22 protein-coding genes and 1 pseudogene are annotated in these 24,133 nt (G+C 38.8%); 11 read left to right on the forward strand and 12 right to left on the reverse strand.

What is annotated here, in order from left to right; translation table 11 throughout:
- Positions 1–129 precede the first annotated feature (129 nt).
- Together V6C71_10395 and V6C71_10400 are read right to left on the reverse strand one after the other, a co-directional pair.
- Positions 130–252 (reverse strand): annotated as a pseudogene (locus tag V6C71_10395) (ferredoxin).
- 24 nt (positions 253–276) lie between these two features.
- The gene (locus V6C71_10400; GenBank protein HEY9768888.1) at positions 277–1,236 is read right to left on the reverse strand and encodes an LD-carboxypeptidase; all 960 of its coding nucleotides are present in this window, start codon (positions 1,234–1,236) and stop codon (positions 277–279) included.
- 200 nt (positions 1,237–1,436) lie between these two features.
- Here V6C71_10400 and V6C71_10405 point away from each other — a divergent pair, with 200 nt between their 5' ends.
- A complete protein-coding gene (locus V6C71_10405; GenBank protein HEY9768889.1) occupies positions 1,437–1,913 on the forward strand; it encodes a DUF4079 domain-containing protein in 477 nt (158 codons plus the stop codon).
- Between the two features lie 404 nt (positions 1,914–2,317).
- Here V6C71_10405 and V6C71_10410 read toward each other — a convergent pair whose 3' ends face one another.
- A complete protein-coding gene (locus V6C71_10410; GenBank protein ID HEY9768890.1) occupies positions 2,318–3,040 on the reverse strand; it encodes a DUF1997 domain-containing protein in 723 nt (240 codons plus the stop codon).
- Positions 3,041–3,157: 117 nt separating this feature from the next.
- Between V6C71_10410 and V6C71_10415 the strand changes: the two genes are divergently transcribed.
- The 3 genes from V6C71_10415 to V6C71_10425 all read left to right on the forward strand — a co-directional run bounded on the left by V6C71_10415 (position 3,158) and on the right by V6C71_10425 (position 6,053).
- Positions 3,158–3,817 carry an SDR family oxidoreductase gene (locus tag V6C71_10415; protein HEY9768891.1) on the forward strand — a complete coding sequence of 220 codons (660 nt, stop codon included), beginning with the start codon at positions 3,158–3,160 and terminating at the stop codon, positions 3,815–3,817.
- 103 nt (positions 3,818–3,920) lie between these two features.
- A complete protein-coding gene (locus V6C71_10420) occupies positions 3,921–4,637 on the forward strand; it encodes a glycoside hydrolase family protein (GenBank protein ID HEY9768892.1) in 717 nt (238 codons plus the stop codon).
- A 540-nt stretch (positions 4,638–5,177) separates the two neighbouring features.
- The gene (locus V6C71_10425; protein HEY9768893.1) at positions 5,178–6,053 is read left to right on the forward strand and encodes a hypothetical protein; all 876 of its coding nucleotides are present in this window, start codon (positions 5,178–5,180) and stop codon (positions 6,051–6,053) included.
- 140 nt (positions 6,054–6,193) lie between these two features.
- Here the strand turns inward: V6C71_10425 and V6C71_10430 are convergent, their stop codons facing one another.
- Entirely contained in the window at positions 6,194–7,615 is a 1,422-nt protein-coding gene (locus V6C71_10430; protein HEY9768894.1) for a YdiU family protein, read from the reverse strand.
- Positions 7,616–7,769: 154 nt separating this feature from the next.
- On the opposite strand from V6C71_10430, the gene V6C71_10435 reads away from it, so the two are divergent.
- Complete coding sequence (locus V6C71_10435; GenBank protein HEY9768895.1) at positions 7,770–8,027, forward strand: chlororespiratory reduction protein 7; 258 nt, start codon at positions 7,770–7,772, stop codon at positions 8,025–8,027.
- A 25-nt stretch (positions 8,028–8,052) separates the two neighbouring features.
- Here V6C71_10435 and V6C71_10440 read toward each other — a convergent pair whose 3' ends face one another.
- A complete protein-coding gene (locus tag V6C71_10440; protein ID HEY9768896.1) occupies positions 8,053–8,760 on the reverse strand; it encodes a hypothetical protein in 708 nt (235 codons plus the stop codon).
- A 157-nt stretch (positions 8,761–8,917) separates the two neighbouring features.
- Between V6C71_10440 and leuS the strand changes: the two genes are divergently transcribed.
- Complete coding sequence (gene leuS, locus V6C71_10445; GenBank protein ID HEY9768897.1) at positions 8,918–11,473, forward strand: leucine--tRNA ligase; 2,556 nt, start codon at positions 8,918–8,920, stop codon at positions 11,471–11,473.
- Positions 11,474–11,554: 81 nt separating this feature from the next.
- Here the strand turns inward: leuS and V6C71_10450 are convergent, their stop codons facing one another.
- Entirely contained in the window at positions 11,555–12,031 is a 477-nt protein-coding gene (locus V6C71_10450) for a single-stranded DNA-binding protein (protein ID HEY9768898.1), read from the reverse strand.
- Positions 12,032–12,159: 128 nt separating this feature from the next.
- Positions 12,160–14,676 (reverse strand): mannose-1-phosphate guanyltransferase, encoded by a 2,517-nt coding sequence (locus tag V6C71_10455; GenBank protein ID HEY9768899.1) that lies wholly within the window; start codon positions 14,674–14,676, stop codon positions 12,160–12,162.
- Between the two features lie 364 nt (positions 14,677–15,040).
- Between V6C71_10455 and V6C71_10460 the strand changes: the two genes are divergently transcribed.
- From V6C71_10460 to V6C71_10470, 3 genes are all read left to right on the forward strand, one after another.
- The gene (locus V6C71_10460; protein ID HEY9768900.1) at positions 15,041–15,235 is read left to right on the forward strand and encodes a hypothetical protein; all 195 of its coding nucleotides are present in this window, start codon (positions 15,041–15,043) and stop codon (positions 15,233–15,235) included.
- Positions 15,236–15,273: 38 nt separating this feature from the next.
- Positions 15,274–16,044, forward strand: coding sequence for a cobalt-precorrin-6A reductase (locus V6C71_10465; GenBank protein ID HEY9768901.1), 771 nt, complete (start codon positions 15,274–15,276; stop codon positions 16,042–16,044).
- A 132-nt stretch (positions 16,045–16,176) separates the two neighbouring features.
- On the forward strand, positions 16,177–16,836 hold the full coding sequence (locus V6C71_10470; GenBank protein ID HEY9768902.1) for a DUF1295 domain-containing protein: 660 nt from the start codon (positions 16,177–16,179) through the stop codon (positions 16,834–16,836).
- Between the two features lie 154 nt (positions 16,837–16,990).
- Here V6C71_10470 and V6C71_10475 read toward each other — a convergent pair whose 3' ends face one another.
- The 3 genes from V6C71_10475 to fghA all read right to left on the reverse strand — a co-directional run bounded on the left by V6C71_10475 (position 16,991) and on the right by fghA (position 18,504).
- Positions 16,991–17,299: a hypothetical protein gene (locus V6C71_10475; protein ID HEY9768903.1), complete on the reverse strand. Its 309-nt coding sequence runs from the start codon at positions 17,297–17,299 to the stop codon at positions 16,991–16,993.
- A 6-nt stretch (positions 17,300–17,305) separates the two neighbouring features.
- Positions 17,306–17,491 carry a hypothetical protein gene (locus tag V6C71_10480; protein ID HEY9768904.1) on the reverse strand — a complete coding sequence of 62 codons (186 nt, stop codon included), beginning with the start codon at positions 17,489–17,491 and terminating at the stop codon, positions 17,306–17,308.
- Positions 17,492–17,649: 158 nt separating this feature from the next.
- The gene (fghA, locus tag V6C71_10485) at positions 17,650–18,504 is read right to left on the reverse strand and encodes an S-formylglutathione hydrolase (protein ID HEY9768905.1); all 855 of its coding nucleotides are present in this window, start codon (positions 18,502–18,504) and stop codon (positions 17,650–17,652) included.
- Between the two features lie 123 nt (positions 18,505–18,627).
- On the opposite strand from fghA, the gene V6C71_10490 reads away from it, so the two are divergent.
- Both V6C71_10490 and V6C71_10495 read left to right on the forward strand, forming a co-directional pair.
- The gene (locus tag V6C71_10490; protein ID HEY9768906.1) at positions 18,628–21,087 is read left to right on the forward strand and encodes an exonuclease domain-containing protein; all 2,460 of its coding nucleotides are present in this window, start codon (positions 18,628–18,630) and stop codon (positions 21,085–21,087) included.
- Entirely contained in the window at positions 21,084–21,281 is a 198-nt protein-coding gene (locus tag V6C71_10495; protein HEY9768907.1) for a hypothetical protein, read from the forward strand. The genes V6C71_10490 and V6C71_10495 overlap by 4 nt, the downstream gene beginning before the upstream one ends.
- Positions 21,282–21,666: 385 nt before the next feature.
- Here V6C71_10495 and V6C71_10500 read toward each other — a convergent pair whose 3' ends face one another.
- Both V6C71_10500 and V6C71_10505 read right to left on the reverse strand, forming a co-directional pair.
- Positions 21,667–21,885, reverse strand: coding sequence for a hypothetical protein (locus tag V6C71_10500; GenBank protein ID HEY9768908.1), 219 nt, complete (start codon positions 21,883–21,885; stop codon positions 21,667–21,669).
- Positions 21,886–22,105: 220 nt separating this feature from the next.
- The gene (locus tag V6C71_10505) at positions 22,106–24,118 is read right to left on the reverse strand and encodes a transglutaminase-like domain-containing protein (protein HEY9768909.1); all 2,013 of its coding nucleotides are present in this window, start codon (positions 24,116–24,118) and stop codon (positions 22,106–22,108) included.
- Between the last annotated feature and the right edge of the window lie 15 nt (positions 24,119–24,133).

Raw genomic sequence — 24,133 nt, forward strand, 5'->3', positions numbered from 1 at the left:
ATTTTCCTCACCAACACGAACCTTAAGTTGTTTAATTGTTAATTCTCGTTATTTTTTTATGTAACTTTGCTTAACAATTAACCGCTTTTCTCTGAGTCATAAACTCATTTAAAGCGAACGGTTCGCACCAATCCAATACCAGTTTGTTCCTTTGGTATTTTTTCCAGGCCCATCGTGAATACAGGCGACTGGACAAGCATCAACGCAATCCGTTACTCCTTCGCAAGTTTCAGTAACAATAGAATGAGGCAAAGCAGGTTTCTCCTTTAAATTTTACTATTGGGTCGATCGTCGATCTTTGTTTGAGATCTTAGCAGAATTTAGATTCCAGTTTAAAACTCCCGTATCGCCGTCTAAATAAACCAGCTGTCCTACTGGCAATGCTGCATTAGCTCCATCATGACCAAAAGGCAGGTCATAGATTAGGGGAATATTCAAATCTCCAAGGCGATCGCGCAATACTTCAGTTGTTGTCCAGCTATTACTCCCAGGATAGGGTTCACAACGGCTAAAACGACCTAAAGCAATGCCTTTAATCTGTTTAAATACGCCCATCATGCGCCATTGAGTTAACATTCGATCAATGCGGTAAGGATATTCGGTAACGTCTTCCAAAGCTAAAATTGCCCCTTTCAAGTTAGGCTGTACGGGTGTTTGTAATAGATGGGTGGCTACGGTTAAATTAGCGGGCAATAATATTCCTGAAGCCTTGCCGCCGCCTCCGGCTTTACCCTGTAGCGCATCGAGTCGTCCTGTTTCGAGGTAATCAAACATTCTGGCGATCGCCCATTCTGGTTCTGCTGCCAAAGTCGTTAATACAGGAGCATGAAGACCAGAAACTCCTTCTGTAGCTAAACTCCACAATAAGCTGGTAACGTCAGAAAACCCAATCAGCCACTTGTAATTTGTAGTGCGCCAACTCCAGTCTTCTAGTAACCTGGCCCCACCATAGCCACCCCTGACGGCAATAATTGCTTTACATTTTGGATTGTGCCAAGCTACTGCTAAATCGTCACGTCGCTGGCGATCGCTTCCTGCTAAATAACCACAACGAGATGGATAATTGTTACCCAATTCAACCCGATAACCTCTTTTACGCCATATTGCTAGACCCTGTTCTAAAGTATCTGTTGCTTGGACTGCACCCGAAGGTGCGATCGCCATAACTAAATCTTCAGGCTGAAGTGCTGGGGGCAAACGGCATGGTTTTAATAGTGAATCAGAGAATGTTGGCATCGCTATAACTGCAAGATTTTTGTAGCTTGAGTTTGCAGTATACTCGCTACATTACTGAATTTTGTCGCAACTATTTTACGCCAATTTTAGGTTAACTTTTTCTCTTGTTTTCCAGACAATATTCCCTCGCTTTATAAAGTTGCTTTATGTTAAGTTGATTTTTATAAAGTTTTAGGCTGAGCAACATTAGAGAGGACATTATGGCATTAGAAATTCCCGATGCGGTCAAAACCTGGTCGCAATTTGGTCATCCAATATTAATGTGGGTTTTGTTGGGTCTTACTGTTTACGCGTTATATTTAGGAATCCAATACTCCAAAATTCGGAGTGCAGATAAAGAAACCAGAAAAGAATTACTCCAGAAAAACTTTGGTCAAAGACATCATAGAATAGGTTCTATCCTATTGTCTCTTATGGTTTTAGGTAGTATAGGTGGTATGGCAATTACCTATATAAACAATGGCAAACTGTTTGTCGGACCTCATCTTTTAGCAGGATTAGGTATGACTGGACTAATTGCTGTATCTGCATCTTTAGTTCCCTATATGCAAAAAGGTAATAGCATAGCTCGTAATACTCATGTTTCCCTAAATATTTTACTTTTAGGATTATTTGGGTGGCAAGCAATCAGCGGAATGCAAATTGTGCAAAAGATCGTAGATCGGATGATGTCATAGCTGCTGATTAAAAATATGCAACCATAAGTAAAGTCAAGTCTTGTGAATACATATTGAAAACTTACTGCGCTTTTCAATTGAGTAGAACACACAAGTTTAATCCCAAAAGCTATTAGCTATTAGCTAAAAACAAGTCGATCGATAACGTAGTCTATCCAATTCAAAACTGCTGTAAAGATTTCTCTGAGGGAAATGCTCGATCGCTCGGGGGTAAAAATTAATCACCAAGAAATGTATCGATACATCTAGCTGAAAAACAATTATTTCAAAATGGACATTTTCTCGCCCCTGTTGATTGGGATGAAGTCGAGTAATTTAATAATCGATAGTTGAGCAAAAGCTTGGAAGCCGAATAATATTAATATTATTTGGCTTCCAATCAATAGTTTTAAGCAGCATATTGTTTAGAGTTTGTTTACCTTATTCAATTGCCTACTGCTTTTTGGTGGCATTGATAAATTGTGGCTAGTATGAAAATCTTGCTGCACTTTATAGGTTAGACGCGGTGATATCTGACGAACTATTTGAGCTAATAAGCGATCGCCTGTAGCTTGAACTAAGCTAGAAGATAGCTTAGCGATAAATTGGGGAAATTCAACCTTAACCTTCAAATCTAATTCCCAGCTTACCTGAGTAATGCGATCGGGGATAGTCGCCTGTTTAGAAAATAATCCTTTGCTTGCTACTGGGTAATTTTCAACGGCTACTTCTTGCAACTTCATTGATGCTTGGTAGTTTACGTCATATCCCAAAGAATCGTAGTCGGGAATAGGAATGGTATGCATCAAATAAACTCGATCTACGGGAGGTTTTAAGACCACCCCGATTTTTGGCTCAACTTCATAGCCAAAAGAACCGTATTTGCCAACGGTTAGAAGATAGCCATCGTCTATTAAAGGTTCGACTTTCATTGGTTGAGCGCAACGACAAAACCAACCTTCGTGGGCGTTTAAATACTGCGCCACTTTATCCACGTCTCCATACATATCCATTCGTCCATTAAATCCAACTTCAAAGACAAATGTGGTTTGCTGTTTGGCAGAATTAGTACAAGTGATCTGCATAGAATCAGGTGAAGAAATTTCTAAAAATGTACTTTGTGGATGATTAATAAATTTAGACTGCATATCTTTAATTTAGACTAACGCTTTATAACCTCTCCTTGCTGTTAATATGATTACAACAAAGGTGTTAATAATCAGCTAAACACCTTTTTTATTAAAGTAGGTGTGATTAGGATTTTTATGCGGATATTAGTTGCAGGAGCCACAGGAAAAACTGGGAGACACATTGTTAGACAGCTAATTAACAATGGTGTTCCTGTGAAAGCTTTGGTTAGAGATCTCGAGCAGGCGAAAACAATCTTGCCCACAGAAGCAGAATTTGTCTTGGGAGACGTATTACAGCCCGCAACTTTTGAGTCCGCTCTTTCTGATTGTAACGTTCTAATCTGTGCAACTGGTGCTACTCCTAGTTTGAACCCCACAGGTCCTTATCAGGTTGATTATCAAGGAACTAAAAATTTAGTAAATGCTGCCAAAAAACAAGGCGTAGAGCATTTTATTTTGGTTTCATCTCTATGTGTTTCTAAGTTTTTTCATCCTCTGAATTTATTTTGGCTAGTTTTGTACTGGAAAAAACAAGCCGAGGCTTATATTCAAAAAAGCGGTATTCCTTATACGATTGTTAGACCAGGAGGGCTTAAATCAGAAGACAATTCTGATAATATCGTTATGTCGAGTGCCGATACTTTATTTGAAGGCAGCATTCCTCGAGCCAAAGTAGCTCAGGTATGCGTAGCAGCATTGTCTCAACCCCAAGCCAAATCAAAAATTGTCGAGATAGTGGCAAATCCTGAGGCAGGAGCTAAAACCTTTGAACAGCTATTTGCTAGTATTGCTTGAAGTGCCTAAGTAATTTAACTTAATCTAATTAAAGTGTTATTTTAGACTAACATTTCAGGGCAAATTTTTAGATTATCACGGAGTTTGAATAAGCTGTAAACAGATGCAACTAGTCAATCAAGCTAAAAAGTTTTTCTATTTAAGTTGTTTAGTGTTACTGCTCCTGAAATTAAGAGATATTAGTCAACCCCAGGCGCATTTCGATTGGCAAAATTATGGGCAAGCATTATCAAAGCTGTTCAATTATTGGCAGATAGGGCAGCCATTTTCAGCACCAAATGCTAATGTTTCTCCCAGTTTATACGCTACCCAGCCATTGGTTATGCAGGGAGGAGATCCTTATATTAGAGCCTTAATGCGGACAATTACTGCTAGTGAAGCGAATGTTTCACATCCATATAATGTCATCTATGGTGGTGAGCAGATTGACGATCTTAGTAGTCATCCTGAAGTCTGTGTCACCATTGTAGCTGGACCCAATATAGGCAACTGTACTACTGCTGCTGGGCGATATCAAATGCTGGATTTCACCTGGAGTAAACAAGCGCAAAAATATCATCCCAATCCTTCAGGTATTTGGCGTTGGCAAACCTACAGTTTTGAAGCTCAATATCAAGATGCTGTCGTTCACAGTTGGTTAAGCGATACTAATGCCTGGGGAACGGATATTCCTCAACTACTGAGACAAGGAGAAATAACTCAGGTGCTGAAGTTGCTTTCTGGTACTTGGACGAGCCTTGGCTATGGTATTGAAACTAATTCTATGAGCAGTTATTTGCCTCAAATTTATCAAAATATGTTAACACAAGAGCTCAGCTAGTATCTCGATTTTTGAGAAGATATGCAAGTATTTGCTGTAGATGAGTAGTATTTTATCATACTAAAGTTTATAGCAAAATAACAGCTAATTATTTTAGTTTCTGAATATTGTCATAGAGTTTTAAACTGAATACTTTTTGGATTTTTAGTTTAATTAATATAGCTTATTTTCAAGGCTTTTCAGGTTTAGAGTTAATAAATTAACTAAACCTCAAAATACCCCTTAACTTTCGCCAAGCGAGTTGGAAAAAAATTAACTTTTTATAGCTTGGTTGTAAGGTAGATCTAACTAAAGTCAGAAGCGTTTTATTGTGTTATCACAGTTAGTACTGTCACAACTATTACTAGATTGTCATAACTATTACTAGATTGTCATAACTATTACTACCCTAATTGTATAAATTAAAGTTTATTATCTGAATATTGTCTAATTTTTGTACATCTAGTTAGGTGAACCCTGAAAACTAATCTTTAATTTAAAACTAAAGGTTTGTGCATTATAGATAGTGTTTGTTTAAACTAAACATAATTAATACTCCAAGTGAAAACTTATATACCTCTGTTTTATTCTGAAAAGATTAAAAGACCAAATCGGAAATACTTCTTAAATAACATCATAGGAGAAGATTTTCTGATATTGCTATTGGCTTTTAGCTACCATAGTATTCATCCTTGGTCAAACGCTTTGGGCTTATTTTTTCTCCAGATTTCTTTTTGGTGTATTTATGAGCTGGGTTATATAGAAAATGACATAATCGGCGATAAATTTGAGGATACAGCAATTGTTTCCGATAATTACAATTCTTTTAAGTATACTTTTCCTCTCTGGCAACCTTGGGTATGGTCTTTATTTTTATCAGCTATAGGTACTATTGTTCTGGCTAAAGATATAATTATTCCCAACCAACTTATTAACCCGATCGCTTTTAGCGAAGATAATTACCAGCTATTTAAAATATCCGAAGGCTTTTTGTTTTGGTTTATTTTTTTATTATTTTTAAGATTTTTGTTTCATATTTATAATCATCTTAATAAGCAAAGCCGAGTTTGGTTTTACTTGCTGTTGCAAGCCTGTCGTTATTGCGGTTATTTAGTTTTACTTACAACTAACACTATCGGAGCAATCTTATTAGTCAGCAGCGTTTTAACTCGCTCAATTCAGTATGTTTTATATCGCTATTTGGGAGGAAAAAGCAATAGCTGGCCGATGGACTTTCCCAGATATTTCTTTTGTCTTTTAATCTTTTTATTATTGATGGGTACTTTAGCCGCTAATAACCGAGACTTATTTTTAATTCTTAACTATCAAGTGCTGTTAATTAGCGTTTTTTGTGGGGCGAGAGGCTACAAACAGTTCAATAAAGTATTTTCACAATTTCTTCCCGTAAGCGAAGACGGTTCTAGTCAGGTTAATTAAAGAGTTAAGCTGTCAGGTATGTAATATCAAGTACGGATAATTGGTTGCAATAGGACAAACTCATTATTTGCGTAGCTTCTTGAAGCAGTCCTAAAGGATTAGCTTCGCGTCCGCTGCTCCGGTTATCCGTGATAGACTCATTACTCATTTGTTAGCTGTAACTGATTAACTAAATCATTAAAAGGTTGCCAATCATTTGTTTCGCTGATTGATTGCCAAACCGATTCAATTAAAGGTCGTAACAATGCAGTTTGAGGATTTCGGGCTTTAAGGCGATCGCCAATGCGATTCATCTCGGCAACGGGCAATTGATTTAAGCATTGATGATAAAAGCCACGCCAGTTAGCGGTTACTTGTGAGCTAAAGTTAGCGTTTTCCAAAATTAAGCTGCTATCTTCTCGCCAACCGTAATTAAATCCTTGAGCTAGTTCAGCAAAAAAACCATGATAGCTAATTTCAGTATCTCTTAATAAATTGATGGTTTGAGTTACTAGTTCAGTTCCCAAAAATCCCAAAAAGCGATCGAATCCTAATTTTTGCAGCATAAGTTTTTGATAATGTTGTTGATAACAATCATCAAATTGAGCTAACCCTGCCGCCAAATTCGATTGTTCCGTAACCATTGCCAGAGGCAATTGCAGCATTTCTAAATTAGACTTGCAAATATATGGCTGATTACCATAACTATAGCGTCCACCATAGTCAAAACTAGCTGCCGTAAATCGAGCATCATAGGTAGGAATAAAAGCATAAGGACCATAATCAAAACTTTCCCCAGCGATCGACATATTATCCGTGTTTAAAACTCCATGACAAAATCCGGCAGCCATCCACTGTGCTGCTAGCTGAGCTACTCTAGCGACTAACTCGGTATAGAAGTGACTATATTTATCCTTGGTATTGGCAATATCTGGATAGTAAACTGCAACAACGCTGTCTAATAGCTTATCAACAAGATCGCGACGTTTGAAATAGTACAATCTTTCAAACGTCCCAAAACGAATATGAGACTTGCTAAACCGAACCATTACCGATGAACGAGTTGGGGAAGGTTCATCACCCCGCCATAAAGGTTCGCCAGTTTCAATTAGGCTCAAGCAACGAGAAGTATTAACTCCTAATTGATGCAAAGCTTCCGCAGCTAAAACTTCTCTTACTCCTCCTTTGAGAGTCAGTCTACCATCGGCACTGCGCGAATAGGGTGTTCTACCCGAACCTTTTGTGCCTAGGTCATATAAATTTCCGTCTACACCTCGAAGTTGCCCATATAAGAAACCTCTGCCATCGCCTAAAAAGGGATTATATGCCCCAAATTGATAGCCATGATAACGTAAAGCTAAGAAAGGTCGGACTCCGTTAAATTTACCAAAGGCATCAATAAAATCAGCATCACTAACTAAATCTGGTTGCAAACCCAGCAAAGGTATTAATTTATCGTTGCGAAAACGCAAATAATGTGCAGGGAATTCGGCAGCAGCTACAACATCATAGTAATCATCACCTAAATTTTCCATCACAGATTGGTATTCAAGGTTTAGTAGAGGATTAGAGTTAGTTTTCATAAAGGCGATCGCGTTGTATGTTTAAATTTGAATTAGCCAGACACATTTGAAGCCAAAATTAATCTATGCTAGCTTTCAATTGATGTTAAAAGCTTAATTAGTTTAAAGTTAATCAAATCTATAAGTAAATTGCTTTTTCTTATTTTTTACTTCAATGCCAGATCCAATTATGTATCAAGAGGATGGCTATGTTGTCCTCGAATCAGATCTACCTGAACAATTCATGACCTCAGCAGAATTAGAAGCCAAACTGATAAATCTCTTGCTGTCAGAGGAAGTCATCATTCCCAAGGAACTAAAGCAGTTTGACTTGGTTCAATTACAGGCACGACACTTAATGAACAATTACTTTGAATTAGATATAGGTGCTGATAAGTACTTGCAGTGGTATGTTGTGCGTTTAGAAAAGTAAACTACACTTTAAACTACTACTTTGCTTACTTATTGCTGATTTTTTTTATCAGACAATAAAGCCAAAAATCTTTAAATGGTTCTATGTATTGAGCTAGTGGCCAAAGAACAAAATAAGGTTGATGAACAACTTGGAGTAGAGGCAAATCATCTTCCGAATCGGTGATTAAAATTGCTGATTTTATTTCCGACTTTGATAAGACTTCTTGCATCATCAACAGTTTCCCATTATGGCGATCTTTTGCCCCCCGCCAAAATCGACAGCTTACTAAGCGATCGCATCTCACTGGTAAATACTGGAGTATCGGGTTAATTATTAAGTTAAAGCCTAAGCTAGCTATGATAATAGTTGCATCGGCATTGCTGTTTATCGCTGAAATTAATTCAGTATTAGCATAGTCTTCGGCTAGTTTCTTGGCTTTTGGCTGCCAAAGCAGCAGCGTCCAAGGTAGTAGTATGGTAGGCACAATGACTAAAAACCAATCTCTAACCCTATTTCCTTTGAATGGTAGTGGTAGCCAAACCCAAGGTCTTAATATTTTTAAGAGAATAATTAAGATAAAGCCAATTAAACGAGGACGTAGACTATTAATATATTCTGCCGTAGAGTTTCTAAGTAGTAATGTCTCATCAAAATCGATGATTATATGCGTGTTTTCAGCGGTATTAGCGATCGCAGCAGTAGCTTGTTCTGGCGTAACGATCGTAATGCTGTTAGTTTGATTCTTTTCCATTAGCCAAAATTGACCTAGTAATTATGATGAGATTGTTCGAGAAAATCATAACAGGCTAGTTTTAAAAAACCGTGAAAGTCAGAGACTATCTAAACTATTTATACTATTTAAGAGTTATCAAATTTCACCGTAGCAATCTATAGGAGTAACCCCAGTCGTGGAGTCACGATACAACGCAGCAGAAATAGAACAGAAATGGCAGCAGCAATGGCAAGAATCGGGAATAGACAAAACTCCCCAGCAAAGTGAGCGACCAAAATTCTACGCCTTGTCAATGTTTCCCTATCCTTCAGGAGACCTACACATGGGTCATGTGCGTAACTATGTAATTACGGATGTAATTGCTCGTCTGAAGCGAATGCAAGGTTATCGAGTACTACATCCTATGGGTTGGGATGCTTTTGGTTTGCCCGCCGAAAATGCAGCGATTGATCGCGGTATTCCTCCTGCCAAGTGGACATTTAAAAATATTGCTCAAATGCGCGATCAGCTAAAGCAATTAGGACTTTCCATCGACTGGGACAGAGAGGTTGCTACTTGTTCTCCTGACTACTATAAGTGGACACAGTGGCTGTTTCTACAGTTTCTTGATGCAGGGTTAGCTTATCAAAAAGAAGCTGCCGTTAACTGGGATCCTATCGACCAAACCGTATTAGCAAATGAACAGGTAGATAATGAAGGGCGCAGTTGGCGTTCGGGGGCAATTGTCGAACGCAAGTTGCTTAAACAGTGGTTTTTTAAGATCACTGACTATGCCGAAAAGCTCTTGCAAGATTTGGCTCAGCTAAAAGGTTGGCCCGAACGAGTGAAAACCATGCAGGCGAACTGGATTGGTAAGTCTGTGGGAGCATATTTAGAATTTGCGATCGTGGGCAGAGACGACAAGATTGCTGTCTTTACTACCCGTCCTGACACGGTATACGGTGTAACCTATGTGGTGCTTGCTCCAGAACATCCTTTGACTCCAGAAGTAACTGTACCCGAACAAAAAAAAGCGGTATCAGCATTTATCGAAGAAATTAAAGGGGAAAGTGAAATTGAACGAACTGCTGAAGATAAACCTAAGCGGGGTATTTTAACTGGCGGGAAGGCAATCAATCCCTTTAATGGCGAAGAAGTGCCAATTTTAATTGCTGACTATGTTTTGTATGAATATGGTACTGGCGCAGTAATGGGCGTACCTGCCCATGACGTTAGGGATTTTAAATTTGCCACAGAGAAAGGCTTAGCGATCAAAACGGTAATTGTTCCTGAAGGACAAGATGCAAATGAGCCGCTGCAAGCAGCCCATACCGAACCTGGAATAATAGTTAATTCGCGACAGTTCGATGGAACACCATCGGTAGAAGGTAAAGCCAAAATTATTGAGTACGCCGAACAACAGGGCTATGGTCAAGCGCGCATTCAATATCGCTTGCGCGACTGGTTGATTTCCCGTCAAAGATACTGGGGTTGTCCGATTCCCGTAATTCACTGTGATGATTGTGGTACTGTACCCGTACCAGATCGGGATCTGCCCGTGGAGTTGCCCGAAGCTATAGAACTATCAGGACGAGGAGGATCTCCTTTAGCTCAGTTGGATAGCTGGATTAATATTGATTGTCCCTGCTGTGGTAAGCCTGCTAAACGGGAAACCGATACAATGGATACTTTTATTGATTCATCTTGGTATTTCCTGCGTTACAGCGACGCTAACAACACTGAAACCGCTTTTGCTCAGGATAAGGTTAATGACTGGATGCCTGTCGATCAATACGTAGGCGGTATCGAACACGCTATTTTGCACCTATTATATTCTCGCTTTTTTACTAAGGTATTGCGCGATCGCGGTTTACTCAACTTTGATGAACCGTTTAAACGCCTGTTAACCCAAGGCATGGTGCAGGGATTAACTTATAAAAATCCTCAGACTAATAAATATATTCCTGCTGCCGATGTTAATCGGGATCAGCCAATAGATCCTGAAACGGGAGATCGGCTAGAGGTTTTCTTTGAGAAAATGTCTAAGTCTAAATACAACGGTGTCGCCCCTGAAGATGTCATTGCCGATTACGGCGTAGATACAGCCCGTATGTTTGTCATGTTCAAAGCCCCACCTGAGAAAGATTTGGAATGGGACGATGCTGATGTTGAAGGGCAATTTCGCTTTTTAAATCGGGTTTGGTCTTTGGTGACAAATTACACTTGTGCTAAAGTAACTGAACAATCTCAAGAACTAACTAAAGCAGAAAAAGACTTACGCCGAGCTATTCATACGGCAATTAAGGAAATTACGGAAGATTTAACCGGAGATTATCAGTTTAATACCGCTGTCTCGGAATTAATGAAGTTAAGTAATGCTCTTAAGGATACTGAGTGCAAAACTTCTCCAGTTTACCAAGAGGGTATTGAAACTTTAGTTCTGTTGCTCGCTCCTTTTGCCCCCCATATTGCCGAAGAGCTTTGGAGTTGTTTGGGGAACACTGAATCAGTCCATCAACAGCAATGGCGCGAAGTAGACGAGTCTGCCTTGATGGTAGATGAAATTACCTTAGTAGTGCAAATTATGGGTAAAACTCGCGGTACGATTCAAGTTCCTGCTAGCTGTGATCGAGCAGCCTTAGAAAAGTATGCCACCGAATCAGATATTGCTCAACATTATCTAGAAGGCAAAGAGGTTAAAAAAGTCATTGTCGTGCCAAATAAGCTAGTTAACTTCGTTGTAGCAAAATAAGATTAGAGCGATCGCCTTTTCTGAGTTTTAGAAAGAGTGCGATCGCTAATCGACATTGCATTGAACATTTAACATTAAACCTTAAAAAGGAATTTCATCCCAATCTTCATTGCCGCCACTGGCAGGGACAGACGCAGGTTCTGGGGTTGTAGCTGTAGTATCGACATAGTTAGTCTCAGGTTGAGCTTGGGGGCTAGAAGCAAAATTAACGACATTATCAGGTTGCTGAGCTTGCTGCGGTTTAACCGTAGAACTTGAACCACCAATCGCATAAATTCGCGAGGCAACTAATTTGGCACGCTTTTCTTTATAGCCTTCGGGCATTTCAAACAGATTCATCGATAAACGACCTTCAACAATGACGCGATCGCCTGAACTATAAGTATTTTTAATTTCTTCAGCTAGCTTGCCCCACCCTTCTACCTGTACTTTTCCTGGGGCTTCCCCTTCTTTGGTTGATTCAAATTCAACCATCATCGAAGATACGCTAAGCTTATCTTGAGTAGAACGTAATTCAGGATCGCTGACTATCTGCGCCATCAAAATACAGCTATTCATGGGTTTGCTACTCCTTATCTATCTAAATTACTAGAAACTATGTGAACAATTGTACTATTTATCAGCCGGACTTTCATCCCACTAATTGTAGTGGCAGTTTTTAAGTAAACGGTACTCCGACTTCCGGGCTAACTTTGTTCGTGATCGATAAAACTTTGGACTCGCTGACGATATTCAGCCAGTTGCCGATCTACCCAGTAGCGCTCGCCACTGTTGGCATAAATATGGATTAGTGGTTCACCCGCATCCGGCAAAATTAATACCCAGTTATCATTTTGCGGATTAAATATTTTTACGCCGTCAATTAACTCCAAATTTTCTGGAGAATGAGTTTCTACCAAATAACGCATCAAAGAGCCTTTAACTTTCCAAGGACAGCGAATCGAGCAAGATTTATAATAAACATTTGGTAAATCATGACGAATATCGGCCAGCGATCGCTCTTGAATTGTTAGCATTTCGATCAGTTTGGCAATGCTAAACATAGCGTCAAAACCAGGATGGAGTTGAGGAAAAATAAAGCCCATATCGCTACTACCTCCTAACACTACATGAAGATTATTCTGGGCCGCTGCCATTAATGCTGTCGGATTGACTTTCGTGCGAATCACTTTCCCATCATGACGACGAGCAATTTCTTCTACTGCACTAGAAGCATTGACGGGAACTACTACCGTGCTGCGAGGATGAGCCGTAAAAATAGTATTAACCATCAAAGCTGTCAAAGCTTCATCGCGAATTGGCAAACCCGCCTCATCCACCAAAATAAATTGTTCTCCGTTAGCAGATACCTGCACGCCAAAATTGGCTTTTAGAGCTTCAACTACTTGACCCAATTGATCCAACAGCACTTCTTTTTGGTTGGCAGAAATAGCAGTTTCTTTTAAGCTGGCATTTAACACCACTGCATCACAGCCAAACTTGACTAAAAGCTGGGGTAAAATTGCTCCAGCTACGGCATACACATAATCAATGACAATTTTAGAACTGCTGCTACGAACGGCTTCTATATTGACGTGTTTTTCAAAAGCACGACTATAGGTATCTAAAATGCCACTAGGATAACTAACGCTACCAATTTCTTGAACCGACACTCGGCGCAAGTCCTCTTTAAAATAAGCTCCTTCAATCTTTTTTTCTTGAGATTTAGAAATGCTGATTCCCTGTTTATCAAAAAATTCAATTAATAAATAATCAGGTCGATTAGGTTCTAAACGAATATGAATCCCGCCTGACACATCTACCATGTGGGTCATCATGGCACGGGCAATGGGAATAGCAGTTGCTTCTAAATTTTGCACGTTGATTCCCGCCGACATCAATCCAGAAATAATAGCTCTACCAAGCATACGGGAGACGCTGCGTTGATCGCGAGAGACAATGACTGTCGAATCAAGCTTGAGGGTTGAACCATAAGAAGCACCCAGCTTGACGACAAACTCAGGGGTTAGATCGATGTTAGCCAGTCCCGATACGCCCCGTTGTCCAAAAAGATTACGTTGGGCTGTATTACCCCAAATTAAATTGATATTAAGTATTGCTCCAGATTCAATTCTTTTACTCGGCCAAACTCTAACTCCTGGTGCAATTTGAGCTTCTTCTCCGACGATAGACAAGCTACCAATCACCGAACCTTCTAAAGCCTGCGATCGCCGATCCATTCTCGTACCACGAGAGATTATGCAGGCACGTAAATGAGCCTCATCTCCTACTGTAGCTCCATTCCAGATAATAGGTCGCTTGAGGTTAGCATCCGAGCCAACGGTAACATTATCACCAATTACTGTTCCAGCTTCGATCTTGACCCGCGCTCCAATACGACAATTATTGCCAATCATAGCTGGTGTTTCAATGACCGCACTAGGATCGACATAAGTATTGTTGCCAATCCAAATTCCCGCCGACTTCTGTTTATAGGGAAAATCCAGCTTAACTTTCTGGTCTAATCCGTCATACTGAGCTTCACGGTAGGCTTCTAAATGACCGACATCACACCAGTAACCTTCGGCAACATAGCCATACATTGGTTCTTGCTTTTCTAGCAATAAAGGGAACAAATCCTTGGAAAAATCTGACTCCTGATTTTCTGGGAGGTAATCGAGAACTTCTGGTTCGAGAATATATGTACCTGTGTTGACCGTATCCGAGAAAATTTCACTCAGGGAAGGCTTTTCTAAAAAGCGCTCGATCTTCCCCTCTCGGTCGGTAATTACTACGCCAAACTCTACAGGGTTAGGTACGCGAGTCAAAATTAAGGTTGCTTTGGATTTTTTCTCACGATGAAAAGCGATCGCAGCTTGCAGGTCAAAATCCGTAATCGCATCCCCGCTAATGGTGACAAAAGTGTCATCTAACCACTGCTGAATATTTTTAACACATCCTGCTGTTCCTAATGGCTGCTCTTCTTCCACCGCATAGGTCATTTGTACTCCAAAGTCGCTACCGTCTTGAAAATAATCCCGCATCACATCGGGAAGATAGTAAAGAGCAGCAATAACCTCAGTAATATTATGACGTTTTAGCAAATTGATGATGTGTTCGGCTATAGGACGGTTTAGCACGGGTACCATTGGTTTGGGCAGATCGCAGGTTAATGGGCGCAATCTAGTCCCTGAACCACCAGCCATTAGCACTGCTCGCATCATAATCTCCTAATATATTGGGGTTTATTTTTATTCTCTTTTTATATACTTGTATTTTATTACTATTGAGTCTGCTGATTTGGCTTTAGCTCAGGAGAAGCTTAAATTTAGTAGAAAAATTGGTTTGATTTAAAAGTTAATTGTTAAGACAATTTTTAGCTGGTCAAAAATTAGAAAATAAATTACCGCTTGATTCAAAATAACCCATGCCACATTGTTTTTTTTTAGCTTGTATTTAGAGAGTACTATTAAACAAAAGTTAATCTAACACAGCCAAAAAAATTGAGTTGTTAATTCCTCAAGAAGAAAATTCGACAATTGCTAGAATAATAGGTGTTGTTGGTTTATTGAGATAGTAAAGGTAGAGATGCCACAGTTTATTGGTTTTGTACTATTCGTTGTTTATGTCGGTGGAATTTGGAAGTTTTTATCAGGATACCGTCGCACTAACTTTAATGCTGGTCTATCTGGAAAAATCACCCTCGCTTTATTATGGCCAGTATTATTGATTGGCAATAAATCCTATCGTCGCAATTTCCGCAAGGCTTTGAGAGGGAGATAAGCTACAAACCTTTTCTGATTAGCACAGATAAATTTCTGATGAATGGTAAAGTCTTGCTAATTGGTGGAACTAGCGACAGTGCAGCCATAGCCGCAATGTTGGCTGCCTTCAATATACGGTTTGTCGTAACAGTAACTACCATAACTGCTCGCTCTTTGTACTCTTCCACCGTTGCCATAGTAGTTGAGCGTATGGATCGCTCAAGAATGCAGTTTTTCTGTCAGCAAAATCAAATTCAAGCTGTAGTTGATGCTTCCCATCCCTATGCAGTTGAGGTTTCGCGTCAGGCGATCGCCATTTGCACTCAGCTAAATCTTCCTTATCTACGTTACGAAAGAGTTAATTATCAAGCTTCAGCCGTCGCTCAAACCGACTCTTTTCTAATGAAATTAAATAGTTTTGACCAACTTCTAGCAGGTGATTATTTAACCAAACAGAGGGTATTTTTGACCGTTGGTTGCCAAATATTACCCCGATTCAAATCTTGGCAAAATCGAGCTACTCTATATGCCAGAATATTACCCAAAATAGCGTCTTTAGAAACGGCTATAGCCGCTGGGTTTACTGGCGATCGCCTGATTGCTATTCGCCCTCCGATTAGCGTGGCGACAGAAACAGCTTTATGGCAGCAATGGAAAATATCTTTAGTCGTAACTAAGGCATCAGGAAAAGCAGGGGGAGAAGACATCAAACATCAGGTAGCAAAGGATTTAGGTATTCCTTTAATCGTTATTGCTCGTCCTCAGATTACCTATCCGCAACAAACTTCAGAAATTAAAGATGTATTGGCTTTTTGCCAAGCAATTTAAAAATTAGATTTTCCACAGTTTAATCTTTCATGTCTAGGTATTTTTCCCTAAACAAAGGTTAAGATACAGAAAATACTCATATCTCTCCATTAAGAATTTAGTTAATAAAATTTGCTCGACTCCAGCTTGAAGATGAAAATCAAACATCCCATCAATTTGCACAAATTCCTGACCTTTGCCTTCGTTTTAGGCTTAATGGTTATATATCAAAATTTTACTGTAGCTCCTTGGATATATCTCTCACTTCACGGAACTTATGGCATTATGTGGCTAATTAAAGATCGTCTGTATCCCGATCGCCAGTGGGAATCAGAAATACCAACCATTATGGGAATTGTAATCTTTGCTGTGCTGGGATTATATTGGGTTGCACCCTTTATTTTAATTAGTAGTGGAGTACAGTCTAGCGCACCTTTGATGGCAGCAGCGATCGCTACGAATCTCTTGGGAATATTACTGCATTACGGTAGCGATGCCCAAAAATACTTTACGCTCAAATATAACTCAGGATTAATTACCGAAGGATTCTTTAGCCGTAGCCGTAATCCTAACTATTTAGGAGAGATTTTGATCTATCTCGGTTTTGCGATGTTGGCGCAGCATTGGCTTCCTTTCGTGATTTTAGGCTTAGTTGCGGCTTCAGTTTTTGTGCCAAATATGCTGAAAAAAGATCGATCTCTAGCTCGCTATCGTGAGTTTGCTGCCTATAAAGAACGTTCTGGTTTACTATTACCCAAGCTGTTTGTTAATCAATCAGCAGAAACAGTAGCAGAAACTATTGAAGTTAATTAAAAAGTTGCATAATGATTTAGATCGAGACAATGGCGATCGCAACTAAAGATTGAAATATTGACTCAAGCGATCGCCAGTATTACAGGCACATTATTAAATTATTTGCTGTTGTATTTAGTCTCTAAAAAGCCTAGAATCTTTAGCTTTTGACTTCTTAACAGTGGGTGACTTTGGCTGAACTTAATGTTACCCAGTAAGTTATATCATCTTTAGTAATCCTTTCCTTTTGTTGTTGTTCAATTTCGCTAGCAGCCCTGCGAGCATTGTGTAGTTGCGGAAACAAGTTTTGTAAAAAGAAATTAACTGTATTCGGTTTAATTAACCCTTGTTTAACAGCAGTGTCTCCAAAACTTAGTGAATGCCTGTGTTGTTCAGAAAGTATGATGCCAATATCTTCTTCACTCAATAATCCTGCTTTATTCAAATAAAATCCGATAGGATGTTCTATTCTTTGATTAACCAACTTAAATTATTCTTGAACAAAGAAATCGGCAGTATCTTGTTTGATCCATCCTCTTAAGGCTAAGATTTCCCCTAGTCGCATATCTTGATAATAGTTTTGATCTCTAAGAGCGACCTCTAGCTGCGGACTAGTAATTAGATCGGCTTCTTGTAAAATTTCGCCAATCGGCTTAAAGGTAACAAATTTAGACATTATAAGTATCAAAAAAGCAGTATATATAAAAGATTTATTAAGATTTATAATTAGTTCTAAAATAACTGATGATTGATTGAATTGGGTAAAGTTCAGCGCAAAAATAAGCTTTGTCTGAACGGACAAAATTGCTCTTATTTTCAACTTGAAACATTAGCCTATTTGGTTAAATAAACAGCATGATGCTCGATATGTTCCTTTATAAAACTACTAACTGTAAAGTAGCTGTGATCGTATCCCGATTGCCATCGTAAATTAAGATTTTGTCCGACTTGTTGACAAGCAGCTTGGAAAGTTTCGGGCAATAATTGTTTTTGTTGATAAAATTGATCGTCAGTTCCTTGGTCGATCAAAATTGTCGAGTTTAGCTGAGTATGCTTAATTAACTCACTAGCGTCATATTCTGCCCAGTTTTGGCGATCGCTGCCTAAATAGGCGGTAAATAGTTTGTTTCCCCAGGGACATTGCATCGGTGCTGCTATTGGTGCGAAGGCAGATACTGATAAATATTGCTGAGGATTTTTTAAAGCGCAAATTAAGGCACCATGTCCTCCCATCGAATGTCCAAAAATACTTTGTTTTTCAGGATTAACTGGAAAATTAGCAGCAATCAAGCCAGGTAATTCTTGGGTAACGTAGCTATACATCTTGTAATGCTTTTGCCAAGGATCTACCGTAGCATCTACATAAAAACCTGCGCCACTGCCCAAATCCCAAGTTTCATCTTCTCCAGGTATTCCCGTGTTGCGCGGGCTAGTATCAGGCACGACGAGCATAATACCCAATTCGGCTGCATATTTTTGTGCGCCAGCTTTAGTAATAAAATTGTCCTCGGTACAGGTTAAGCCAGATAGATAATAGAGAATAGGCATTGACTGAGAAGACGGTGTTTGAGGCGGAAGATAGACTGCAAAATTCATCTTACAGTTACAGGTAGATGATTGATGTGAGTAATAGGCAACTGTACCATCGAAACAGCGGTATTCGGACTTGAGGTTTAAATAATCGGACATGGTATTTTGGTAAATTGGGTATCAATAAAATTATCTGACGTTTAATGATTGATTACAATATGAGCGATCAATTCAATAAATTCAATATTTTCAGCTTGAGCATTACTAAAATAAGTTAAATATTTGAAACCAATTAATCCATGGGACTTTGTAGTTATCGATACTGAAGGGCAAAGAGAAATACGAGAAATTGCGATCATCAACGCTGAAGGCAAATTAATCTATGAAGCTTTTAATTGTGAGCATCCTAATGGTCTAGATCGCGGCGTATTAAGTAAATCACTCAAGATTATTCTTTTAGACTTCAAAGCAATTGTTCATCATAAAATACTTGTGTTTCATCATGCTAGTCACGACCTTCAAGTATTAAAAAAGAGCTTCCAAAAAGTTAATCTATCCTGGCAAGATTTTAACCAAGTACATTGCACCTATAAATTAGCTAAAGAATTTTTTCCTCATTACTATTCTTATTCATTAGAATACCTTGCTAAAAAGCTAAATTTAAAAGTAGATCGTCAGTACTTTGATCGTGGAAAAGCTCATCTAGCCCGATATGATGCTCAGTTTACCTACCAAATCTATATAACAATTAAGCGGAAAATGACTTTAACATCCCTAGTAAATAATCCTTTTGGCAGTAGTCGTGTCGATAATCCTTTTCAAAGCCATCCAGACAACATCAATATTTATCGCGATCAGTACACCACCTTAGAAGCGGTAATTGACGATATTAAATGCGATCAAAATCATCAAAGTAAAGGTGCAGTAATTATCGGTAAGCCTGGGACTGGCAAAACCCATTTAATTATGCGTTTAGCTCAACAAAGATTGAAGCTCAATCGCTTGTTATTTATTCCTTGTCCTAATGATGCTGGCACAATTAAATATCATACTTATAGCTGTATTTTAGAATCTTTAAACAAGAACATACCAGGCACAAAATTTAATCAATTAGAGTATTTTTTGGCAAATACCTTTGTTAGCATCATCAAGTCGAGTAATAATAAGACTCAAAAAATAAAAACCATTTTAGACAATATTGAAAACCATCCTCTTTTGCTTTACGAAATGTTAGGCCAAGAAGGTACTGAAAAGAGAAGAAAAAACTGGGACTATATTGAAAAATATACTAATGACTGGTGGCTCAAAAAATATGGTGCTGCGGGCTATGCGCCAGAAATTATTAAGGGTATAGTTAAATTCTGTCGCTACTGTGATCTCAACTATAAACAGTTAGTAAAAAAATGGTTGGCTGCGGATGAATTAGAAGCAGAAGAATTAACTAAAATTGGCTTAAGTAGCTGGCATGATGAGATTAGCAAAGAAGATTTTTCAATCGATGCGATCGCAGTTTTAGGCAAACTATCTTTGTTACATGAACCGTTAATTATGGTTTTTGACCAGCTAGAAATGCTGGGATTAGAACATAACCGCAGTATTTTGCTCAATTTTGGGGAAGCGCTCAAAGAAATTTTTACTAGAGTTCCTCATAGTCTAATTGTCTTTAATTTATTTCCCAATCGCTGGCAACAGCTACAGCAAATTTTTGATGGCTCAATTATCGACCGTATTGCTCAATACCAACTGTTTTTAGCACCGCCAACAACGGAAGAAATTCAGGAAATTTTACAGTTAAAAGCAACAGAAGCGGGGACAGATTTAACCAGTTTGTTTACGACTCAGGAACTCGAACAAATTATTGGCGATCGCCATTCTATACGTACAGTTTTAAATCATGCTGCGGCATATTTTCGCTATAAATATCAGAATATCCCTTTACCAGATCGCAAAAGCGATGTTGCTGACTCAGAAAACAAAGTAACTCTATCAGCAATTGACTCTAGATTAGACAAGCTAGAATCTCAGCAAAATCGATTAGAACGGTTACTTACAAATATTGCTCAAGCGTTAAATGTTTTTACTCATAACACACAAGAGAATCAATTACTCAGCAATCTTAGCTACACACCGCAAGTAAATTCAGCCAAACCTGCTGCCAAATTTGCAAAGTCTTTAGAAGAAAAAGTTAAAAATTATCTAGATACTCAGCAAACCATACTGGAACAAAATTATCATGAGACGGAAATTCTGCTCGACGAAAAGGATATTGGTAAATTACAGGATATTATCGAAGCCTTTAAAAAAATATTCGAGCTAGAAACAGATGTTTTTCCGACTAAGCAAGTTCTACCACCTCACCGAATTATAATCAATAAAAATCTTTGTATTGGTTTCTTAAGTAGCTGCAAAGGAAGCAAGTTCACCTCAAGAATTCAAAATTACAACGAATTAATCGCAACCAAAGAACAAATGAGATTTCTACTATGGCGTGATGATCGAAGCGATCCGATTAAACCCAAAACAGTAGGAAGTAGAGAAATAGACAAACTTGAAAATACCAAGAATGGAGAATTTAAACAGTTTGAGCGCGATAATCGAATTACTTTTGAACTAATTTATAAATTTATTAGCGATGTCTATAATCAGGATCTAGAAATAGATCTTGATACGCAGTTTAAATCTGCACTTAAAATAGTGGCAGATTACTTTCAAGATTATTGGTTGATCGAAGAACTACATTGATTGCTATCGGTGACCAACTGCATCTAAACTGCGATCGAGTTAAACAATCTAATCTATCTGTTTGCGAACCGTCTTTGGCATTTACTTTTGGCACAATATCGGGACGTTCCATGTTTTCCCAACCCGCAGGGCGTTTAGAATTATACCAAGCAACTGAACCTATAGTTACAGCCGCTAAAAAACCGACTACGTAAACTGCAACGAAATAAGTAGGGAATTCTGCCGCTACTGCAAATAGTAAACTTATAGCAAATAAATAATTTCAGCTTGATAGTGTCGCAATTTTAAGCCGAGGGACGCGGCGGTTTCTTGCGCTTGTCCAATCGGCTGGTTAAGAAGTGATTTTAAATTGATTTTTATTCCTTCTTCTACGGAAGATTTTTGTCTCCCACTAGCGGAGGCTTTGTACTTTAGCGATCGCCTTGTCTGCTCGGATATTCCAATTTTTCGAGAAATAACTAAATAACTAAGTGCTGAAAAATATTATTAAAGATCGCTGCTAAATGTCGCCAACGAAATTCGGTCTAAAATATTTTATAGTTGTTTTTTTAAAATAGTCAGCCGATAACTTAACTTTACTCAATTAAGATTCTCAGTTGATAAAGAATTTAAACTAATTACCAAAGGGATCGCAACTAAGCATAATTTAAGTATCCAAGGCGCACAAAATAGAGTTAACAAAGAAAAGGCTATAGAGGTAAATCGCATCCCAGCTTTAAAAACATCGTCATCTATTTTAGAACTTATGTATAGTGCGATCGCAGCAACGAACAGAGTCACCAGTGAAAGGGTGAGCATTTTATTATTCCTCTTATTATTTAGATAGTGGTGTCTTTGCCGTTGTCAAAAACCGAGCTTCGCTTCAATCTTACTGTTACGACTGGCTATAAAATTTAAACGGTCATTAACCCTAATATTAAGATATTATAACTTCCAATTTTTTTGTCAATATATAAGTATAACTAAACAATTAAAGTAAAGATTTAATTTAGATCGCTGTTTAGTGCAACAACGCCAATTACTTAGTAATTTCTGACCGCGGAAACTGGGGAACGAGTGAGGGATAACGCTCTAGCCAAGCTTGACAAGCAGAGCGCAATTCTTCCCTTTCTTCAAGGCTAAGACCTTGAGGATCGAAACGGTAGCGATAATGCATGGTAATAATCCTATTTAGCCCATCAAATATAGCTGAATTGTCTGAGATATTTTGTAGCCGTTGTAGCCAATCTTGCCAAGTTTCAGCGCGATCGCGAATCAGCCCTAATTTATTTAATTCCTGTTCGATTAGATAAATCTCTGAGTCTTCACCGACAGCTAATTCAGCAGATTCTTTTGGTTTAATTCGCAAGGCGGTTAATTGTCTTTTGTGTCCCTGGCGGGTAAACTGCCGAACCAAAATAAACGCTAAGGGGAAGACAAACCACCACAGATATTTAAGTCTGCCCATGTTGCCAATTATTGCTAATATTTGGGAAAATTTAAACTGAATTAGCGATCCCAAGTCTTGTAGATATTGCCAATTAGAGGTCGCATTATCTTCGATCGCCACCCAGGAAGAGGGAGTAGTATCAAAAGCCTGCCATTGACCATCAAGATATACCTGCGTCCAAGCATGAGCATGGCGATCGCGCACAATATATTGTCTCTCTAAAGAGCTTAATTCGTGAACAGAATAACCAACGGCGTAACGAGTCGGAATACCTACACCTCGCAATAACAAGGTGGTAGCAGTAGCAAAATATTCACAGTGTCCCGAACGATGGCGCAAAAGGAATGCAGATAACGGAGTTTGATTGCTACGCCGTCGTGCTAATTCCAAAGAATAGTTAAACTCCTGGCTAAAAAACCGCTGAACAATGTTTAAGACTTCCTGGGGTGATTTATCTGTTAGTTCTAAATCGCTGATGATAGTCGCGATCGCAGGCTGCTCTTGGTCTATTATTTGTAAATCCGCTGCTGTAGGAGGACTATCTACAGACAACTTGGGATCGTATTGCACCCGATAAGACAACCAAGTCGATTCAGCCATCACCTGCACTGTACCATATTGATTTTGCTCAATTTTTGCTGCGGGTAGTTGAGTTATTTGAAAACTACCCTCGGGAAGCTTGATTAAACCTTGACTATCAGCTAAATTTTCACTAATAGTTACTTCTTTCTCCTGGGAAGACTTCTGATTGAGAATCCAGGTATTTTCAGCTTGTCCTGGTTTGATGGGGGTAAATTTTGCCTGAGTCGCTCCCCAAAACCCTGAAGAATATTTATTGTATGTAGCTCGTCGAATTAAACTTGGTGCAGGTTGCTGGAGTGAGGGTTTGAGACGCAAAACAATCTTATTTGACTGTTTGACTGAGCCAAGATCGCCAATAGCAGTACTAACCTGATTGGGATCGGTTTGAGGACGATAAAAACGGTAGAACAACCTAGATGTGTTTTGTGCTAAAGATACTTGTAGATGATGTAGTCCAATATGTCCTATCTGCCCTAGAGCGATCGCTAATAGTATTAAACCCAAGAAGACTATAGTAGAAAATCTTTTCGATCTAATGGAAATAAGAACAGCACCAATTAAACTAACAGCAACAGCATAAAAAAACGAGTTTCGAACATTAGCGGCACTAGCAGCCAAGATACAAATAGCGAAATAGGGAAAAGTTAAGTTAAGAGGAAATAGCTGTTGTCGATCGCCTTTTTCTTGGAAGAACAACAGGGCATGAAGATCGACGCGATCGCTTGTGGAATATGCTTGAGCAATTAACAAAGGCGCGCAAATTATCGGTAGCCACTGAAAGAAACTAAAGATTAGCTGCAAAGAGCGATCGCTTACCAATAGATAAATCAAGATCCCGATCAGCAATATTGTACAAATATGAGAAGTGGATCGGAAATCAGCCGTAGTTAGATTCCAGCGCCAGTTTATGTATCGTGAACCTTCGTAAGCGATCGCTAAGGGAATGGCAACAATCCAAAAACCTGTTTGCCAACCCCAAAATAAAATGGTTATGCCGAGCAAAAATGGTGGGAGGTTCATTTAAATAACTTAAGG

Origin of the sequence: Coleofasciculaceae cyanobacterium (assembly GCA_036703275.1) — a bacterium.
Taxonomy (GTDB): domain Bacteria; phylum Cyanobacteriota; class Cyanobacteriia; order Cyanobacteriales; family Xenococcaceae; genus Waterburya.

Excerpts from the sequence above, each read along its gene's own strand:
- V6C71_10440 (HEY9768896.1), bottom strand. The coding sequence starts at position 8,760 with ATGGAAAAGAATCAAACTAACAGCATTACGATCGTTACGCCAGAACAA.
- V6C71_10505 (HEY9768909.1), bottom strand. The coding sequence starts at position 24,118 with ATGAACCTCCCACCATTTTTGCTCGGCATAACCATTTTATTTTGGGGT.
- V6C71_10470 (HEY9768902.1), top strand. The coding sequence starts at position 16,177 with ATGAAAATCAAACATCCCATCAATTTGCACAAATTCCTGACCTTTGCC.
- V6C71_10460 (HEY9768900.1), top strand. The coding sequence starts at position 15,041 with ATGCCACAGTTTATTGGTTTTGTACTATTCGTTGTTTATGTCGGTGGA.
- V6C71_10500 (HEY9768908.1), bottom strand. The coding sequence starts at position 21,885 with ATGCTCACCCTTTCACTGGTGACTCTGTTCGTTGCTGCGATCGCACTA.
- V6C71_10455 (HEY9768899.1), bottom strand. The coding sequence starts at position 14,676 with ATGATGCGAGCAGTGCTAATGGCTGGTGGTTCAGGGACTAGATTGCGC.
- V6C71_10450 (HEY9768898.1), bottom strand. The coding sequence starts at position 12,031 with ATGAATAGCTGTATTTTGATGGCGCAGATAGTCAGCGATCCTGAATTA.
- V6C71_10430 (HEY9768894.1), bottom strand. The coding sequence starts at position 7,615 with ATGAAAACTAACTCTAATCCTCTACTAAACCTTGAATACCAATCTGTG.
- V6C71_10465 (HEY9768901.1), top strand. The coding sequence starts at position 15,274 with ATGAATGGTAAAGTCTTGCTAATTGGTGGAACTAGCGACAGTGCAGCC.
- V6C71_10400 (HEY9768888.1), bottom strand. The coding sequence starts at position 1,236 with ATGCCAACATTCTCTGATTCACTATTAAAACCATGCCGTTTGCCCCCA.
- V6C71_10420 (HEY9768892.1), top strand. The coding sequence starts at position 3,921 with ATGCAACTAGTCAATCAAGCTAAAAAGTTTTTCTATTTAAGTTGTTTA.
- V6C71_10415 (HEY9768891.1), top strand. The coding sequence starts at position 3,158 with ATGCGGATATTAGTTGCAGGAGCCACAGGAAAAACTGGGAGACACATT.
- V6C71_10410 (HEY9768890.1), bottom strand. The coding sequence starts at position 3,040 with ATGCAGTCTAAATTTATTAATCATCCACAAAGTACATTTTTAGAAATT.
- V6C71_10480 (HEY9768904.1), bottom strand. The coding sequence starts at position 17,491 with ATGTCTAAATTTGTTACCTTTAAGCCGATTGGCGAAATTTTACAAGAA.
- V6C71_10435 (HEY9768895.1), top strand. The coding sequence starts at position 7,770 with ATGCCAGATCCAATTATGTATCAAGAGGATGGCTATGTTGTCCTCGAA.
- V6C71_10405 (HEY9768889.1), top strand. The coding sequence starts at position 1,437 with ATGGCATTAGAAATTCCCGATGCGGTCAAAACCTGGTCGCAATTTGGT.
- fghA (HEY9768905.1), bottom strand. The coding sequence starts at position 18,504 with ATGTCCGATTATTTAAACCTCAAGTCCGAATACCGCTGTTTCGATGGT.